Raw genomic sequence first — 17,093 nt, 5'->3', positions numbered from 1 at the left:
TACAGGGATAATCCTTGATGTCCGAAAACCGCTGGGAAGGTATCGACGAGTTCGTCGCCGTGGCCGAGTGCAGCCAGTTCACGGCTGCCGCGGAACGCCTCGGAGTTTCCTCCTCCCACATCAGTCGACAAATAGTACGCCTCGAAGAGCGCCTTCAGACGCGACTGCTTTATCGCAGCACCCGCCGGGTCACGCTGACCGAGGCAGGGCAAACCTTTCTGCAACATTGCCAGCGCTTACAGGATGGTCGCGAGGAAGCACTGCGAGCGGTGGGTGACCTGACCAGCGAACCCAAAGGCATGCTGCGCATGACCTGCGCCGTGGCGTATGGCGAGCGCTTCATCGTGCCGCTGGTAACCCGTTTCATGGGTCTTTACCCACAACTTCGAATCGATATCGAACTGAGCAATCGTCAACTCGACCTCGTGCACGAAGGGCTGGATTTGGCGATCCGTCTCGGTCGCCTGCAGGACTCGCGGCTGGTAGCGACACGTCTGGCGCCACGACGCATGTACCTGTGCGCATCGCCGTCCTATCTGGAACGCTACGGCCGCCCACATAGCTTGTCGGAACTCAGCCGCCACAACTGCCTCATTGGTAGCTCGGACATCTGGCAACTGGAACAGAACGGGCGGGAATTTTCCCAGCGAGTGCAGGGAAACTGGCGCTGCAATAGTGGGCAAGCGGTGCTGGATGCGGCGTTACAAGGGGTTGGATTGTGCCAACTGCCGGATTACTACGTGCTGGAGCATCTGAAAAACGGTGAGTTGATTTCACTGCTGGAAGCCCACCAACCGCCGAACACTGCCGTATGGGCGCTTTATCCACAGCAGCGGCATTTATCGCCGAAGGTGCGCAAGCTGGTGGATTATTTGAAGGAAGGATTGGCGCAAAGGCCGGAGTACGCAACTTAGCGGCGGTTAGCCCAACGCTGGCGCAGCCATTCAAGGTCTTCGGGACGAGTGACCTTGAGATTATCCGCGCGTCCTTCAATCAGCCGTGGCGCCAGACCTGCCCATTCCATCGCAGAAGCTTCGTCTGTGATGACAGCATCGGCCACCAGACTGTCGGCCAACGCCCGATGCAATGCACCAAGGCGAAACATCTGCGGCGTATAGGCTTGCCAGATCACACTGCGATCCACGGTTTCGACCACGCGACCGTGTTTGTCGACCCGTTTGAGGGTATCGCGGGCCGGAACCGCCAGCAGTCCACCGACCGGGTCATCTGCGAGTTCACTCAGCAACTTGTCCAGATCATCACGGCTCAGATTTGGCCGCGCGGCATCGTGAACCAACACCCAATCCTCATCGTCAGCGCCTTGCGCATGTAAATGCAGCAACGCATTGAGTACCGACCCGGAACGCTCGGAGCCGCCTTCAACCCGCTGAATTCGCGGATCGCAAGCACACGCCAGGTTCGGCCAATAAGGATCATCAATAGCAAGACTGACCACCAATCCTTTCAGGGAAGGATGATCAAGGAAACAGCCGAGGCTGTGTTCAAGAATAGTGCGCCCGCCCAGTTGCAAGTATTGCTTGGGACGGTCCGCGGCCATACGGGCACCGACGCCCGCGGCAGGAATTACAGCCCAGAAGGCCGGTAACGAGGGGGTCATTGGGCCAACTGGTAAAGGGTTTCACCGTCCTTGACCATGCCCAACTCATGACGAGCCCGCTCTTCAACGGTCTCCATGCCCTTTTTCAATTCACTGACTTCAGCGTCCATCACTCGATTGCGCTCAAGCAGCCCCTCGTTCTCAGCGTGTTGATCTGCGATCTGCTGAGTCAGTTCGGCCACTTGCGCCAGACTGCCATTACCCACCCACAGGCGGTATTGCAGGCCAGCCAGCAGCAGGAGCAAGACGAGGAACAACCAATTGGGACTGCGCATCGAATATCAGGTATCCAGTGAAAAAAGACAGCCATGCCAAAACTTTGAAGCTTCTGATAGCACGAAGCCTGGAAGACCCAGGCTTGTGCTTATAAGGCATCAGATTAGTGGCAAATCCATCGCTGTAGCGATTTTTCCGACACAATCCGGTGTCTTTTTTACCCGTTAACGATTAACCGCGGAATTCGCTGCGACCGTTGTACTTGGCTTTGCCATTCAACTGCTCTTCGATACGCAGCAGTTGGTTGTACTTGGAAACACGGTCCGAACGGCACAGGGAGCCGGTCTTGATCTGGCCAGCCGCGGTGCCCACAGCCAGGTCGGCAATGGTCGAATCTTCGGTTTCGCCGGAGCGGTGCGAGATCACGGCGGTGTAACCAGCGGCCTTGGCCATCTGGATGGCTTCCAGGGTTTCGGTCAGGGTGCCGATCTGGTTGAACTTGATCAGGATCGAGTTGGCGATCTTTTTATCGATGCCTTCTTTCAGGATCTTGGTGTTGGTTACGAACAGGTCGTCGCCTACCAGCTGAGTCTTCTCGCCGATCTTGTCGGTGAGGATTTTCCAGCCAGCCCAGTCGGACTCGTCCAGACCGTCTTCGATCGAGATGATCGGATAACGCTCGGTCAGGCCTTTCAGGTAGTCAGCGAAACCTTCAGCGGTGAACACCTGGCCTTCGCCGGACAGGTTGTATTTACCGTCTTCGTAGAATTCGCTGGCTGCGCAGTCCAGTGCCAGGGTCACGTCGGTGCCCAGCTTGTAACCGGCGTTGGCCACGGCTTCGGAGATCACTTTCAAAGCGTCTTCGTTGGAGGCCAGGTTCGGTGCGAAACCACCCTCGTCACCAACAGCAGTACTCAGGCCACGGGCCTTCAGAACAGCTTTCAGGTGATGGAAAATCTCGGTGCCCATGCGCAGACCTTCCGAGAAAGACTTGGCGCCTACTGGCTGAACCATGAATTCCTGGATGTCGACGTTGTTATCGGCGTGCTCGCCACCGTTGATGATGTTCATCATCGGAACCGGCATCGAGTAAACACCCGGAGTGCCGTTCAGGTTGGCGATGTGCGCGTACAGCGGCAGGTCCTGGTCCTGTGCGGCCGCCTTGGCGGCTGCCAGGGAAACGGCGAGGATTGCGTTGGCGCCCAGGGAACCTTTGTTTTCGGTACCGTCGAGCTTGATCATCGCGTGATCCAGCGCTTTCTGGTCGCTTGGGTCTGCACCCAGCAACAGGTCGCGGATTGGACCGTTGATGTTGCCAACGGCTTTCAGAACGCCTTTGCCCAGGTAACGGCTCTTGTCGCCATCACGCAGCTCGAGCGCTTCACGCGAGCCAGTGGAAGCACCGGACGGCGCGCAAGCACTGCCGATGATGCCGTTATCGAGAAGCACATCCGCTTCCACGGTGGGGTTGCCACGGGAGTCGAGAACTTCACGACCTTTGATGTCGACGATTTTTGCCATTGTTGTAAACACTCCAAAGTTGACGAAAACGACGCAGCTGAAGGAAATCTTGTATCGCCGGCAAGTAATGTGCAGCGGGCAGACTTGCGGACGATAAGGCCCAGACCCGAGGGCCTGAGCATTAATTCGTGCGGTACTTTACCGGAGAAATGAGGATTACGCGGTTTCTACCGTCGGAAAACTCTTAACCAGTTCGTCCAAAGCTTTGAGCTGGGCCAGGAATGGCTCCAGTTTGTCCAGACGCAAGGCGCAAGGGCCGTCGCATTTGGCGTTGTCCGGGTCCGGGTGGGCCTCAAGGAACAGGCCGGCCAACGACTGGCTCATACCGGCTTTTGCCAAGTCGGTGACCTGAGCGCGACGACCACCGGCGGAATCAGAGCGACCGCCGGGCATTTGCAGCGCGTGGGTCACGTCGAAGAACACCGGGTATTCGAACTGCTTCATGATGCCGAAGCCGAGCATGTCGACGACCAAGTTGTTGTAGCCGAAGCTCGAACCGCGTTCGCAGAGGATCAACTGATCGTTACCCGCTTCCACGCATTTGCTCAGGATGTGTTTCATTTCCTGAGGTGCGAGGAACTGGGCTTTCTTGATGTTGATCACCGCACCGGTCTTGGCCATCGCGACCACAAGGTCGGTCTGGCGCGACAGGAAGGCCGGCAGCTGGATGATATCGCAGACTTCAGCGACGACCGCGGCCTGATCAGGCTCGTGGACGTCGGTGATGATCGGCACGCCGAACGCTTGCTTGATGTCCTGGAAAATCCGCATGCCCTCTTCCAGGCCAGGGCCACGGTAAGAGGTCACCGAGGAACGGTTGGCCTTGTCGAAGCTGGCCTTGAACACGTAAGGGATACCGAGTTTCTCGGTGACCTTTACGTACTCTTCGCAGACCTGCATCGCCATGTCGCGGCTTTCCAGCACGTTCATGCCACCGAAAAGCACCATTGGCTTGTCGTTGGCAATCTCGATATCGCCTACGCGGATGATCTTCTGGGCCATCGGATTTACGCCTTCTTCTGGTGTTGAACCAAAGCTGCTTTAACGAAACCGCTGAACAACGGGTGACCGTCGCGTGGTGTCGAGGTGAACTCAGGGTGGAACTGGCAAGCGACGAACCATGGATGATCCGGGGCTTCAACCACTTCAACCAGCGCACCATCACCGGAGCGACCGGAGATTTTCAGACCGGCTTCCATGATTTGCGGCAGCAGGTTGTTGTTCACTTCGTAGCGGTGACGGTGACGTTCGACGATCACGTCCTTGGCGTAGCAATCGTGCACCAGGGAACCCGGCTCCAGCAGGCAATCCTGAGCGCCAAGGCGCATGGTGCCGCCCAGATCGGACGTTTCGGTACGGGTTTCGACGGCGCCGGTGGCATCTTCCCACTCGGTGATCAGACCCACGACCGGGTGACCGCTGGCACGATCGAATTCGGTGGAGTTGGCGTCTTTCCAGCCCAGCACGTTACGAGCGAACTCGATCACGGCCACTTGCATGCCCAGGCAGATGCCCAGGTACGGAACCTTGTTTTCGCGAGCGTATTGAACGGCAGTGATCTTGCCTTCCACGCCACGCAGACCGAAGCCGCCTGGTACCAGAATCGCGTCGACACCCTCCAGCAGCGCAGTGCCCTGGTTTTCGATGTCTTCGGAGTCGATGTAGCGCAGGTTGACCTTGGTGCGGTTGCTGATGCCGGCGTGACTCATCGCTTCGATCAGCGACTTGTAGGCGTCCAGCAATTCCATGTACTTGCCGACCATGGCGATGGTGACTTCATGCTCAGGGTTGAGCTTGGCGTCGACCACGGCTTCCCACTCGGACAGATCGGCGCCGCCACATTGCAGGCCGAAACGCTCGACAACGAAATCATCCAGGCCCTGAGCGTGCAGAATGCCCGGGATCTTGTAGATGGTGTCGGCGTCTTCCAGCGCAATCACCGCACGTTCTTCAACGTTGGTGAACTGAGCAATCTTGCGACGCGAGGAGATGTCGATCGGGTGATCGGAGCGGCAGACCAGCACGTCAGGCTGCAGGCCGATGGAGCGCAGTTCCTTGACCGAGTGCTGAGTAGGCTTGGTTTTGGTTTCGCCGGCAGTGGCGATGTACGGCACCAGTGTCAGGTGCATCAGCATCGCCCGCTTGGCGCCGACTTCGAAACGCAATTGACGGATGGCTTCGAGGAACGGCTGGGACTCGATGTCACCCACGGTGCCACCGATCTCGACCATGGCCACGTCGGCATCGCCGGCGCCCTTGATGATCCGGCGCTTGATTTCGTCGGTGATGTGCGGGATCACCTGAATGGTTGCACCCAGGTAATCACCACGGCGCTCTTTGCGCAGGACGTGTTCGTAGACACGACCGGTGGTGAAGTTGTTGTTCTGGGTCATTGTCGTGCGGATGAACCGCTCGTAGTGACCCAGGTCCAGGTCGGTCTCGGCGCCGTCGTGGGTGACGAACACTTCACCGTGCTGGAACGGGCTCATGGTGCCCGGGTCAACGTTGATGTACGGGTCCAGCTTCAGCATGGTGACCTTAAGTCCCCGCGCCTCCAGGATGGCCGCCAATGAAGCCGATGCGATGCCTTTCCCCAATGAAGAAACAACACCGCCCGTGACGAATATGTAGCGCGTCATGAAAAACCCTAGAAGTCTGCGTTAAAGCGGTCCGAGCCGCCGGGGAAAGCGAAGGAAGGCCGAAGCCCCCGATCACCTGCATTAATCACAGTGCACCTTTCAAAAAAACCGCCGCGTTGGGACAGACCGGAAGATGAAACACCGGTACGTTGCTCGCTACACATTTTTTGGAATCGCCCAGCAAAGACTGCTTGGTAATCGGCAACTCCTGCAATTCAGGCGAATCCACAGAAGTTGTATCAAGAAGGGAGCGTAGTCTACCGGAAAGCCCCTTTCAGCTCAAACCTTGATCTTCGTGCGGCGGCTGCCAATGCAAATTCCAACGGTCCTTTGCGCTGCCGTCCAAGCCCCGCAGGTTGGCCACGGCCAGTAATTGCTCGCCTCGGTAGAGCAGCGGCAATCTGCCACGGACGAAACCCGGCAAGCCGCTTTCGTTGAGCAATCGCTTCAAATCGCGATGGCCGCGACCGGGTAGATTCATCACCTCACCTCCCTCACGATAGCGGATATGCAGCTGGCCATCGGGAATTTGGCCGGTGAGTGTGAGCACGCCGTTGTCCGGCAACACCAGCGATTGCGAGGGGTCTGGCCAGTTTCCGACGGTGGGCGGCGGGCGCAACCAACTACCGGACAACCACCAGATATGCCCACCCGCCCGATGCAGTTCGCCATCCGCCAGCCGCCAGATTGGGCAGGCATCGCCGCTGGCATCACGTAAATTCTCCCAACCCGACCAATGGTCACTGTCCGGCAGTCGCGTCAGCGGTTCGAGCCAATGACTTAACGCATTACGCTGACGAGCAGCGGACAGCATTTCCAATGCCCCCAGTTCCAGGGACGGCAATCCCAGCCAATCAAAATTATTGGCAGTGCTGGCGCCAGCCAGGTCGATTTGCGCAAGCTCATCGAGCAACCCCTGCGCTTCGCTCAGGTGCGCAGCGCTGCGAGCCATGGTCGTTACCGCTTGCGGCCAGCGCTTGGTCAATACCGGGAACACCTGATGGCGCAGGAAATTTCGCGAGAATTGCCGATCCTGGTTCGATGGGTCTTCGATCCAGCTCAGCCGATGCTCCGCCGCATAAGCTTCAAGTTCAGCCCGCGTGACATCGAGCAATGGCCGAAGCAGCTGCCCTTTACCGAGCGGGCGCTGGCGGGGCATCCCCGACAACCCCCTCACCCCTGCCCCACGCAACAGCCGAAACAACAACGTTTCCGCCTGATCGTCACGGTGCTGGGCGGTCATCAACACTTCATTGGCCTGAGTCGCCTCGATGAACGCGGCATATCGCGCCTCCCGGGCTGCACGCTCAAGGCTGGCGCCGGGCTGAACCTGCACGCGAACAACCTGCAGCGGCACACCCAGCGCATCACAGACCGACTGACAATGATCCGGCCACGCATCAGCCACAGCCTGAAGGCCGTGATGAACATGGATGGCGCTTAGCGCCGGCAGGGATTCGGTTTTTGCGAGGTGTACGAGAAGGTGCAGCAGAACGGTGGAGTCGAGACCACCGGAGAAAGCGATGCGCCAGGTTGCGGCGTTGCGCCATGGAGCAAGGTTGCGTAGAAGCCTGACAGGTAGATCAATCATGGTCTGACTCATATCGATCACTTCGCACAAAACAAATGTGGGAGCGGGCTTGCTCGCGAAGGCGGCTCAACATTCAACACATCAGTTGACTGTTATACCGCTTTCGCGAGCAAGCCCGCTCCCACATTGAAGCCGAGGTCAGATCAGAGACCGTAGCTCATCAGACGCTCGTAACGGCGAGCCAACAGCGCTTCGTTATCGAACTTCTTCAACATCGCCAGCTGCGAGCTCAGCTCGGCACGGATCGATGCAGCTGCAGCGGCCGGATTGCGGTGCGCGCCGCCCAAAGGTTCGCTGATCACTTTATCCACAATACCCAGGCCTTTCAGGCGCTCGGCAGTGATGCCCATGGCTTCGGCAGCGTCCGGCGCTTTCTCGGCGGTCTTCCACAGAATCGAAGCGCAACCTTCCGGCGAAATCACCGCGTAAGTCGAGTACTGCAGCATGTTCAGTTGATCGCAAACGCCGATCGCCAGCGCACCACCGGAACCACCTTCACCGATCACGGTGGCGATGATTGGGGTTTTCAGGCGAGCCATGACGCGCAGGTTCCAGGCAATCGCTTCGCTCTGGTTGCGCTCTTCAGCGTCGATGCCAGGGTAAGCGCCCGGCGTGTCGATAAAGGTCAGGATCGGCATTTTGAAACGTTCGGCCATTTCCATCAGGCGGCACGCCTTGCGGTAGCCTTCCGGACGAGGCATGCCGAAGTTGCGGCGAACTTTCTCGCGCACTTCACGGCCTTTCTGGTGACCGATGATCATCACCGGCTGGTCGTCCAGACGGGCAATGCCGCCGACGATCGCAGCGTCGTCGGAGAAGTGACGGTCGCCGTGCAGTTCGTCGAACTCGGTGAAGATGTGTTCGATGTAGTCCAGGGTATATGGACGTTTCGGGTGACGCGCCAGACGCGCGATCTGCCAGCTGGTCAGCTTGCCGAAGATGTCTTCGGTCAGCGTGCTGCTTTTGTCCTGCAGGCGGGAGATCTCATCGCCGATATTCAGCGAATTGTCATTACCGACCAAGCGCAACTCTTCGATCTTGGCTTGCAGGTCGGCGATCGGCTGTTCGAAATCTAGAAAATTCGGGTTCATAGGCGTCCGTCTTGGGTCGACCTCCAAGAGAGCTTGGGCCGGCCGGTTGTCTATTCGCGCCCTACCTTAAGGGAGAGGCGCGTTCAGGTCGAGATTAAAAATTCAGGTCGAGTCAGGCACGCATTTATATAGAGAGAAATGGCACCTGACCGTCAACGGTATTGGAGGAAGACGTTGTCTCGCCCGAACTGGTCACGCAGGGCTTGAATCAAGGCATCCGCCGGGTCGATCCGCCAGGTCTCGCCAAACTGCAGCAAGGCCTTCGCATCGGGACTGGTGTATTCCATGGTGATCGGGCACGCGCCACGGTGACGCTTGAACAACTCTCCGAGCCAGCGTAGCTGATCGCCTTTCAAATCCTGGGTCTGCAGCTTCAAACGCAGGCTTTCGGCCAGATTGGTGCGCGCATCTTCCATGCTCATCACCCGTTTGACCCGCAGCCGCAGGCCACCGGAGAAGTCGTCGTTGCTGACTTCGCCTTCAACCACCACCATCGCGTCAGTCTGCAACAGCGACTGCGCCGAATGGAATGCTTCGGCGAACAGCGAGGCCTCGATCCGTCCAGAGCGGTCGTCGAGGGTGATGAAACCCATCTTGTCGCCCTTTTTGTTCTTCATGACTCGCAGGGCGATGATCATGCCCGCGACGGTCTGGGTATCGCGGGCCGGTTTCAGGTCGATGATGCGCTGACGGGCAAAACGGCGGATCTCGCCTTCGTATTCGTCGATCGGGTGACCGGTCAGGTACAGGCCCAGGGTGTCTTTCTCCCCTTTCAGGCGTTCCTTGAGGGTCAGCTCCTTGGCTTTACGGTGATTGGCGTAGACATCGGCGTCTTCTTCTACGAACAGACCGCCAAACAGGTCGACATGACCGCTGTCGTGGGTGCGCGCGGTTTGTTCGGCCGCCTTGATCGCACCTTCCATGGCGTTCAGCAGGACCGCCCGGTTGCGGTCGATATTGGCCTGATAGGCTTTCTGCTCGTCATGGAAGTAAGGGCCCAGACGATCCAGCGCACCGCTGCGGATCAATCCATCCAGGGTGCGCTTGTTGATACGTTTGAGATCGACACGGGCGCAGAAATCGAACAGATCCTTGAACGGACCTTCCTGACGCGCCTCGGTGATGGCTTCCACCGGACCTTCGCCCACACCTTTGATCGCGCCGAGGCCGTAAATAATCCGGCCTTCGTCATTCACCGTGAACTTGAACTCCGAAGTATTCACATCCGGCGCGTCGAGACGCAGCTTCATGGTGCGAATTTCTTCGATCAAGGTCACGACCTTGTCGGTGTTGTGCATATCCGCCGACAGTACTGCGGCCATGAACGGCGCCGGGTAGTGCGTTTTCAGCCAGGCGGTCTGGTAAGACACCAGGCCATAAGCGGCGGAGTGGGATTTGTTGAAGCCGTAACCGGCAAATTTCTCTACCAGGTCGAAAATGTTACCGGCCAGGTCGGCGTCGATATTGTTGGTCTTGCAACCGTCAATGAAACCGCCGCGCTGCTTGGCCATTTCTTCGGGTTTTTTCTTACCCATGGCTCGACGCAGCATGTCCGCGCCGCCGAGGGTGTAACCGGCCATGACCTGGGCAATCTGCATCACCTGTTCCTGATACAGGATGATGCCGTAAGTCGGTGCCAGAACCGGCTTGAGGCCTTCGTACTGGTAGTCCGAGTGCGGGTACGCGAGTTCGGCGCGACCGTGCTTACGGTTGATAAAGTCGTCCACCATGCCCGATTGCAATGGACCCGGACGGAACAGGGCCACCAGTGCGATCAAATCTTCCAGGCAGTCGGGCTTGAGCTTTTTGATCAGCTCTTTCATGCCGCGCGACTCAAGCTGGAACACCGCGGTGGTTTCGGCTTTTTGCAGCAACTGGTAAGTCGGCTTGTCATCCAGCGGGATGAACGCGATGTCCAGCGGCGGCTCATCGACCTTGGCGCGATCGCGGTTGATGGTTTTCAGCGCCCAGTCGATGACCGTCAGGGTCCGCAGACCGAGGAAGTCGAACTTCACCAGGCCAGCGGCTTCAACGTCATCCTTGTCGAACTGGGTGACCAGACCATCACCGGCCTCATCGCAATAAATCGGCGAGAAGTCGGTCAGTTTGGTCGGGGCAATAACCACACCACCGGCGTGCTTGCCGACGTTACGCACAACGCCTTCAAGCTTGCGGGCCATTTCCCAGATTTCAGCGGCTTCTTCATCGACCTTGATGAAGTCACGGAGGATTTCTTCCTGTTCGTAGGCCTTTTCCAGGGTCATGCCGACTTCAAACGGAATCATCTTCGACAGACGATCCGCCAAACCGTAGGACTTGCCCTGCACTCGCGCCACGTCGCGGACCACAGCCTTGGCCGCCATGGAACCGAAAGTGATGATCTGGCTTACCGCGTTGCGGCCGTATTTCTCGGCCACGTAGTCGATCACGCGGTCGCGACCGTCCATGCAGAAGTCGACGTCGAAGTCGGGCATGGATACCCGTTCCGGGTTAAGGAAACGTTCGAACAGCAGGTCATATTCCAGCGGATCGAGGTCGGTGATTTTCTGCACATAGGCCACCAGCGATCCGGCACCCGATCCACGGCCTGGACCTACCGGCACGCCGTTGCTCTTGGCCCACTGGATAAAGTCCATAACGATCAGGAAGTAACCGGGGAAGCCCATCTGGATGATGATATCCAGCTCGAAATTCAGCCGGTCGACGTAGACCTGACGCTTGGTTTCGTAGTCTTCGGTGGTGTCCTTGGGCAGCAGAACGCTGAGGCGATCTTCCAGACCATCGAAGGAAACCTTGCGAAAATACTCGTCGATGGTCATGCCATCGGGGATCGGGAAGTTGGGCAGAAAGTGAGTGCCCAGCTTCACTTCGATGTTGCAGCGCTTGGCAATCTCGACGGTGTTTTCCAGCGCTTCGGGAATGTCGCTGAACAGCTCGGCCATTTCCTCGGCGCTTTTGAGGTATTGCTGATCGCTGTAATTCTTCGAACGCCGCGGATCGTCGAGGGCGCGGCCCTCACCGATGCAAACGCGGGTTTCGTGAGCGGCGAAGTCTTCCTGTTTGATGAAGCGCACGTCGTTGGTCGCGACCAGCGGCGCTCCGATTTTTTCAGCCAGGGCCACGGCGCCGTGCAACTGTTCTTCGTCGTTGGGGCGGTTGGTGCGCTGGATCTCCAGATAGAAACGATCCGGGAACACGGCCATCCATTCGCGCGCCAGGTTTTCCGCTTCGGCCGGGTTGCCACTGAGCATCGCCAGACCGATCTCGCCTTCTTTCGCCGCCGACAGCATGATCAAGCCTTCGCTGGCTTCGGCCACCCACTCACGCTCGATGATGACCGAGCCATTGCGCTGGCCGTCGATGAAGCCGCGGGAGATCAGTTCGGTGAGGTTGCGATAACCCACGGCGTTCATCGCCAACAGGCTGATCCGGCTCAGTGCGTTATCCGGATCCTTGTTCGACAGCCACAGGTCGGCGCCACAGATCGGCTTGATCCCGGCGCCCATGGCGGCTTTGTAGAATTTGACCAGGGAACACATGTTGTTCTGGTCGGTGACCGCTACGGCAGGCATGTTCATGCCGACCAGGGTCTTGACCAGCGGTTTGATCCGCACCAGACCGTCGACCAGGGAATACTCAGTGTGCAGGCGTAGATGAACGAATGAAGCCGGCATAGTGATCCTGTCTAGAAACTAGAAACGTGAAGACAACAAGGCCCGGATTGTACCGGGCCTTGGCAAAAACATCAGCCTGCCGACTAGTTCTCGATCAGGTTTTCCCGCGCCTCGTAAGCCAGGCGTACCGGGGCGAACGAGCGACGGTGAATCGGCGTTGGCCCCAAGCGGGCCAGCGCCTCCAGGTGAACGGGAGTCGGGTAGCCTTTGTGGCCACCGATGCCGTAACCCGGATAAATCAGTTCGAATGCCGCCATTTCACGGTCGCGGCTGACCTTGGCCAGAATCGATGCCGCGGCGATGGCTGGCACCTTGCCGTCGCCTTGCACCACCGCTTCGGCACGCATCGACAGCTTCGGGCAACGATTGCCATCGATCATCGCCAGTTTCGGCGTGATGTGCAGACCTTCGACGGCGCGCTGCATGGCCAACATGGTGGCGTGGAGAATGTTCAGCTCGTCGATTTCTTCGACTTCAGCCCGGGCGATGCACCAGCTCAGGGCCTTTTCGCAGATCTCGTCGTAGAGTTTTTCGCGGCGGGCTTCGGTGAGCTTCTTCGAGTCGTTCAGGCCCAGGATCGGACGGCTCGGATCAAGGATCACGGCAGCCGTTACCACTGCACCACAAAGCGGGCCGCGACCGACTTCGTCAACACCGGCTACCAACTCTTCGACTTCAGCGACCAAGGTGAAATCCAGCCCCATTTGCATGCTTGTTTTACTCATTGTACTTGGCCGATCAGGTTCAGTACCGCGTCCGCCGCCTGATTGGAGGCGTCCAGACGTAAGGTACGGTGAATTTCATCGAAGCCGCGGGTCTGTTCTTCACCGCCTTCGATCAGTGGCGACAGCGTCTGGGCCAAGGCTTCAACCGTCGCATCGTCCTGCAGCAACTCGGGCACCAACAGGCGCTGGGCCAGCAGGTTCGGCAAGGAGATGTAGGGACTTTTCACCATGCGCTTGAGAATCCAGAACGTCAGCGGTGCCAAGCGGTACGCGACCACCATCGGCCGTTTGTACAACAACGCTTCAAGCGTCGCGGTTCCGGAGGCGATCAGTACCGCGTCGCAGGCCGCCAGGGCCAGATGGGATTTGCCATCGAGCAATGTCAGCGGCAGATCTCGGCCCGCCAGCAGCTCTTCAAGTTGCTTGCGGCGCTCGGGGCCGGCGCAAGGCATGACGAACCGTACACCAGGGCGCAGGGCTCGCAGACGCTGGGCCGTATCAAGGAACAACGCGCCGAGACGGCCAACTTCGCCACCGCGACTGCCGGGCATCAGTGCGACCAATGGCCCTTCTGGCAAGCCGAGTTCAGCCCGCGCGGCGGCACGATCGGCCTCCAGCGGGATGGCGTCAGCCAGGGAATGCCCGACAAACCGCACCGGCACGCCCTTCTCTTCATAGAATTTCGCTTCGAACGGGAACAGCGTCAGCATCAGATCGCAGCCTTCGCGAATCTTCAGCACCCGTTTCTGCCGCCACGCCCAAACCGACGGGCTAACGTAATGCACGGTCTTGATCCCGGCCTGACGCAGCTTGAGCTCGATATTGAGGTTGAAGTCCGGAGCATCGATACCGATGAACACGTCCGGTTTTTCGGCGATCAGGTCGGCAACCAGCTTCTTGCGGCGGGCCAGCAACTCGCGCAAGCGGCCCAGCACTTCCACCAGGCCCATGACCGAAAGACGCTCCATCGGGAAATACGAGGTCAGGCCTTCGGCCTGCATCAGCGGACCGCCGACACCGATGAACTCGACTGCCGGGTGCTGAGCCTTGAGTGCGCGCATGAGACCCGCGCCAAGAATGTCGCCGGAAGCCTCACCCGCTACCAGCGCAATACGCAGATTAGCCATGATTAACGAGTGATGCCGCGGGTCGAAGACTGGATGGAATCACGAAACACCGCGACTTCCGGGAAATGATCCGACGGCTCGGCCAGTTCGGCGAGTGCCTGCTCGACCGTCAGCCCCTGGCGGTAAACCACCTTGTAGGCACGACGCAGGGCGTGGATCGCATCTTCGCTGAAACCGCGACGACGCATGCCTTCGAAGTTCATGCTGCGAGCTTCGGCCGGGTTGCCGAACACCGTAACGTACGCCGGGACGTCCTTGCCGATGGCGGTGCCCATACCGGAAAAGCTGTGGGCGCCAATGTGGCAATACTGGTGAACCAGGGTAAAACCGGACAGGATCGCCCAGTCTTCAACGTGCACATGGCCCGCCAACGCGGTGTTGTTGACCAGGATGCAGTGGTTGCCGATGACGCTGTCGTGACCGATGTGGGCATAGGCCATGATCAGATTGTGATCGCCCAGGGTTGTTTCAGAACGGTCCTGAACAGTCCCACGGTGAATCGTCACGCCTTCACGGATGACGTTGTGGTCACCGATGACCAGCCGGGTTTCTTCACCCTTGTATTTCAGATCGGGCGTGTCCTCGCCTACCGAAGAAAACTGGTAGATGCGATTGTGCTTTCCGATTCGGGTCGGGCCTTTGAGAATCACATGCGGCCCGATCACTGTCCCCTCGCCGATTTCCACACCTGCACCGATGATCGACCAAGGGCCGACCTCGACGCCGTCGGCCAGGATAGCCGTCGGATCGATGATTGCGCGAGGGTCAATCAAACTCATAGTTTGCGTTCCGCGCAGATGATTTCAGCAGAGCAGACTGGCTTGCCATCGACCGAAGCCTGGCACTCGAACTTCCAGATCTGACGCTTGCAGCTCAGGAACTTGGCTTCCAGGATCAGTTGATCGCCTGGCAACACCGGCTGGCGGAAGCGCAGCTTGTCGGAGCCAACAAAGTAATAAAGGGTGCCGTCGGCCGGTTTCACGTCGAGCATTTTGAAACCAAGGATCCCGGCAGCCTGAGCCATCGCTTCAATGATCAATACGCCCGGCATGATTGGATGCGCAGGGAAGTGACCATTGAAGAAGGGTTCGTTGATGCTGACATTCTTGTAGGCGCGAATGCGCTTGCCTTCCACATCCAGATCCACGACCCGGTCCACCAGCAGGAACGGGTAACGGTGAGGCAGGTATTCGCGAATCTCGTTGATGTCCATCATTTCGGGGGGAAGCCTATGTAAAGATTGGGAGGCGCGACTGACGCGCACCCCTCTAGCAAATCAAGGAGGCAGTCTAGCGGCTGTGCACACTTGATATGGAAATGGTATCAGCCATCTGATGAAGCATTACCGTCAGGGGTCACTTCCCCTACACGCTTTTCCAGCTGTCGCAGACGCCGCGCGATGTCATCGAGCTGACGGATGCGGGCCGCACTTTTGCGCCATTCGGCTGCCGGTTGCATGGCTGTACCGGAAGAATAGGAACCCTTTTCGGTAATCGAGTGGGTCACCATGGTCATCCCGGTGATGAAAACGTTGTCGCAAATTTCAATATGCCCCACCAGCCCTACGCCACCGGCGAGCATGCAATGCTTGCCGATTTTGGTGCTGCCGGAGATTCCCACACACGCGGCCATGGCGGTGTGATCACCGACCTGGACGTTGTGGGCGATCTGAATCTGGTTGTCGAGCTTCACACCGTTACCCAGAACGGTATCGGCCAGTGCACCGCGATCAATAGCGGTATTCACGCCAATCTCCACGTCGTCACCGACCAGCACACCACCGATCTGAGCGATCTTCTGCCAGACACCTTTCTCGTTGGCAAAACCGAAACCTTCGCCACCGAGCACGGCACCCGATTGAATCACCACCCGTTTACCGATGCGAACATCGTGGTACAGCGTGACTCGCGGAGCCAGCCAGCCGCCCTCGCCAATCTCGCAGCGGGCACCGATGAAGCAGTGCGCGCCAACGGTCACACCCGCAGCAATACGCGCGCAGCTTTCGATCACCGCAAAGGCGCCAATGCTCGCCGCCGGATCGACCACTGCATCCGCTGCCACAACCGCTGTCGGATGAATACCGGCAGCCGCCTTTGGCTTGGGATCGAACAGATGGGAAATCCGCGCGTAGGCCAGATAAGGATCAGGCACCACCAGCGCATTACCTGCAAAACCTTCAGCGTCAGCGGCCTTCAGCAACAGGGCTGCGGCCCGGCTGTCCGCCAGGTATTTACGGTATTGGGGGTTTGCGAGAAAGCTCAACTGAGCTGGGCCAGCCTCTTGCAAAGTGGCTAGCCCAGTAATTTCTTTCTCCGGGTCGCCACGCAGTGTGGCGCCGAGGAACTCGGCCAATTGGCCGAGCTTTATAGTCGCTGTCATGGTTACTTCAGCTGATTCATGCGCTCGATAACCTGGCGAGTGATGTCGTACTGAGGTTTGACATCAATCACTGCGCCACGCTCGAAGACCAGGTCAAAAGCACCTTTCTTGATGACTTCTTCCACAGCGCTGTCCAGTTTCGGCTTGAGCTGCTTCAGCATTTCACGGTCGGCAACGGCTTTGGCTTCGTTCAATTCCTTGGACTGGAACTGGAAGTCACGGGCCTTCTGCTTGAACTCGAGTTCCAGACGTTCACGCTCGCCTTGCTGCATCTTGTCGCCGCCGGCCATCAGACGGTCCTGGATACCTTTGGCACTGCTTTCCAGAGTCTTGAGCTTGGTCAGCTGTGGGCCGAACTTCTTCTCGGCATCCACGGCGTACTTCTTGGCCGCATCGGATTCCAGCAGCGCCATCTGATAGTTCAGAACGGCGATTTTCATGTCGGCAAAAGCCGGGCCTGCTACCAGTACGGTCGCCAGGAGAACCAATTGAGTCAACTTACGCACGATGCA

At 58.5% G+C, this 17,093-nt stretch carries 15 protein-coding genes; 1 reads left to right on the top strand and 14 read right to left on the bottom strand.

Annotation, left to right across the window (positions count from 1 at the left end; genetic code table 11):
* The first annotated feature begins 17 nt into the window (after positions 1-17).
* Positions 18-914 (top strand): LysR substrate-binding domain-containing protein, encoded by an 897-nt coding sequence (locus tag ACSQ87_RS06875; RefSeq protein WP_223433030.1) that lies wholly within the window; start codon positions 18-20, stop codon positions 912-914.
* On the opposite strand, the gene ispD is transcribed toward ACSQ87_RS06875, so the two are convergent.
* From ispD to ACSQ87_RS06805, 14 genes are all read right to left on the bottom strand, one after another.
* The gene (gene ispD, locus ACSQ87_RS06870; protein ID WP_223433031.1) at positions 911-1,618 is read right to left on the bottom strand and encodes a 2-C-methyl-D-erythritol 4-phosphate cytidylyltransferase; all 708 of its coding nucleotides are present in this window, start codon (positions 1,616-1,618) and stop codon (positions 911-913) included. The genes ACSQ87_RS06875 and ispD overlap by 4 nt on opposite strands.
* Positions 1,615-1,893 carry a cell division protein FtsB gene (ftsB, locus tag ACSQ87_RS06865; RefSeq protein ID WP_008028992.1) on the bottom strand — a complete coding sequence of 93 codons (279 nt, stop codon included), beginning with the start codon at positions 1,891-1,893 and terminating at the stop codon, positions 1,615-1,617. The genes ispD and ftsB overlap by 4 nt, the downstream gene beginning before the upstream one ends.
* Positions 1,894-2,065: 172 nt before the next feature.
* Complete coding sequence (gene eno, locus ACSQ87_RS06860; RefSeq protein ID WP_223433032.1) at positions 2,066-3,355, bottom strand: phosphopyruvate hydratase; 1,290 nt, start codon at positions 3,353-3,355, stop codon at positions 2,066-2,068.
* A gap of 156 nt (positions 3,356-3,511) precedes the next feature.
* Positions 3,512-4,357 (bottom strand): 3-deoxy-8-phosphooctulonate synthase, encoded by an 846-nt coding sequence (gene kdsA / locus ACSQ87_RS06855; protein WP_046054578.1) that lies wholly within the window; start codon positions 4,355-4,357, stop codon positions 3,512-3,514.
* Positions 4,358-4,362: 5 nt separating this feature from the next.
* On the bottom strand, positions 4,363-5,994 hold the full coding sequence (locus ACSQ87_RS06850) for a CTP synthase (protein ID WP_150654832.1): 1,632 nt from the start codon (positions 5,992-5,994) through the stop codon (positions 4,363-4,365).
* 274 nt (positions 5,995-6,268) lie between these two features.
* Entirely contained in the window at positions 6,269-7,597 is a 1,329-nt protein-coding gene (tilS, locus tag ACSQ87_RS06845) for a tRNA lysidine(34) synthetase TilS (RefSeq protein ID WP_436273570.1), read from the bottom strand.
* Positions 7,598-7,728: 131 nt separating this feature from the next.
* On the bottom strand, positions 7,729-8,676 hold the full coding sequence (locus ACSQ87_RS06840; RefSeq protein ID WP_008154040.1) for an acetyl-CoA carboxylase carboxyltransferase subunit alpha: 948 nt from the start codon (positions 8,674-8,676) through the stop codon (positions 7,729-7,731).
* A gap of 152 nt (positions 8,677-8,828) precedes the next feature.
* Positions 8,829-12,350, bottom strand: a complete 3,522-nt coding sequence (dnaE, locus tag ACSQ87_RS06835; RefSeq protein WP_123365860.1) for a DNA polymerase III subunit alpha — start codon at positions 12,348-12,350, stop codon at positions 8,829-8,831.
* A gap of 83 nt (positions 12,351-12,433) precedes the next feature.
* Positions 12,434-13,060, bottom strand: coding sequence for a ribonuclease HII (rnhB, locus tag ACSQ87_RS06830; protein WP_046046295.1), 627 nt, complete (start codon positions 13,058-13,060; stop codon positions 12,434-12,436).
* An 11-nt stretch (positions 13,061-13,071) separates the two neighbouring features.
* Positions 13,072-14,202: a lipid-A-disaccharide synthase gene (gene lpxB, locus ACSQ87_RS06825; RefSeq protein WP_223433363.1), complete on the bottom strand. Its 1,131-nt coding sequence runs from the start codon at positions 14,200-14,202 to the stop codon at positions 13,072-13,074.
* 2 nt (positions 14,203-14,204) lie between these two features.
* On the bottom strand, positions 14,205-14,981 hold the full coding sequence (gene lpxA / locus ACSQ87_RS06820) for an acyl-ACP--UDP-N-acetylglucosamine O-acyltransferase (protein WP_223433362.1): 777 nt from the start codon (positions 14,979-14,981) through the stop codon (positions 14,205-14,207).
* Positions 14,978-15,418, bottom strand: coding sequence for a 3-hydroxyacyl-ACP dehydratase FabZ (gene fabZ / locus ACSQ87_RS06815; RefSeq protein ID WP_007907157.1), 441 nt, complete (start codon positions 15,416-15,418; stop codon positions 14,978-14,980). The genes lpxA and fabZ overlap by 4 nt, the downstream gene beginning before the upstream one ends.
* Positions 15,419-15,525: 107 nt before the next feature.
* Complete coding sequence (gene lpxD / locus ACSQ87_RS06810; RefSeq protein WP_223433361.1) at positions 15,526-16,581, bottom strand: UDP-3-O-(3-hydroxymyristoyl)glucosamine N-acyltransferase; 1,056 nt, start codon at positions 16,579-16,581, stop codon at positions 15,526-15,528.
* 2 nt (positions 16,582-16,583) lie between these two features.
* Complete coding sequence (locus tag ACSQ87_RS06805; protein ID WP_008028980.1) at positions 16,584-17,087, bottom strand: OmpH family outer membrane protein; 504 nt, start codon at positions 17,085-17,087, stop codon at positions 16,584-16,586.
* Positions 17,088-17,093: the final 6 nt, after the last annotated feature.

This window comes from Pseudomonas sp. LjRoot277 (assembly GCF_964253845.1).
In the GTDB taxonomy this organism is placed as follows: Bacteria; Pseudomonadota; Gammaproteobacteria; order Pseudomonadales; family Pseudomonadaceae; genus Aquipseudomonas.
The sequence above is the reverse complement of the archived record's forward strand: the minus strand, read 5'-3'. Positions and strand labels throughout refer to the sequence as shown.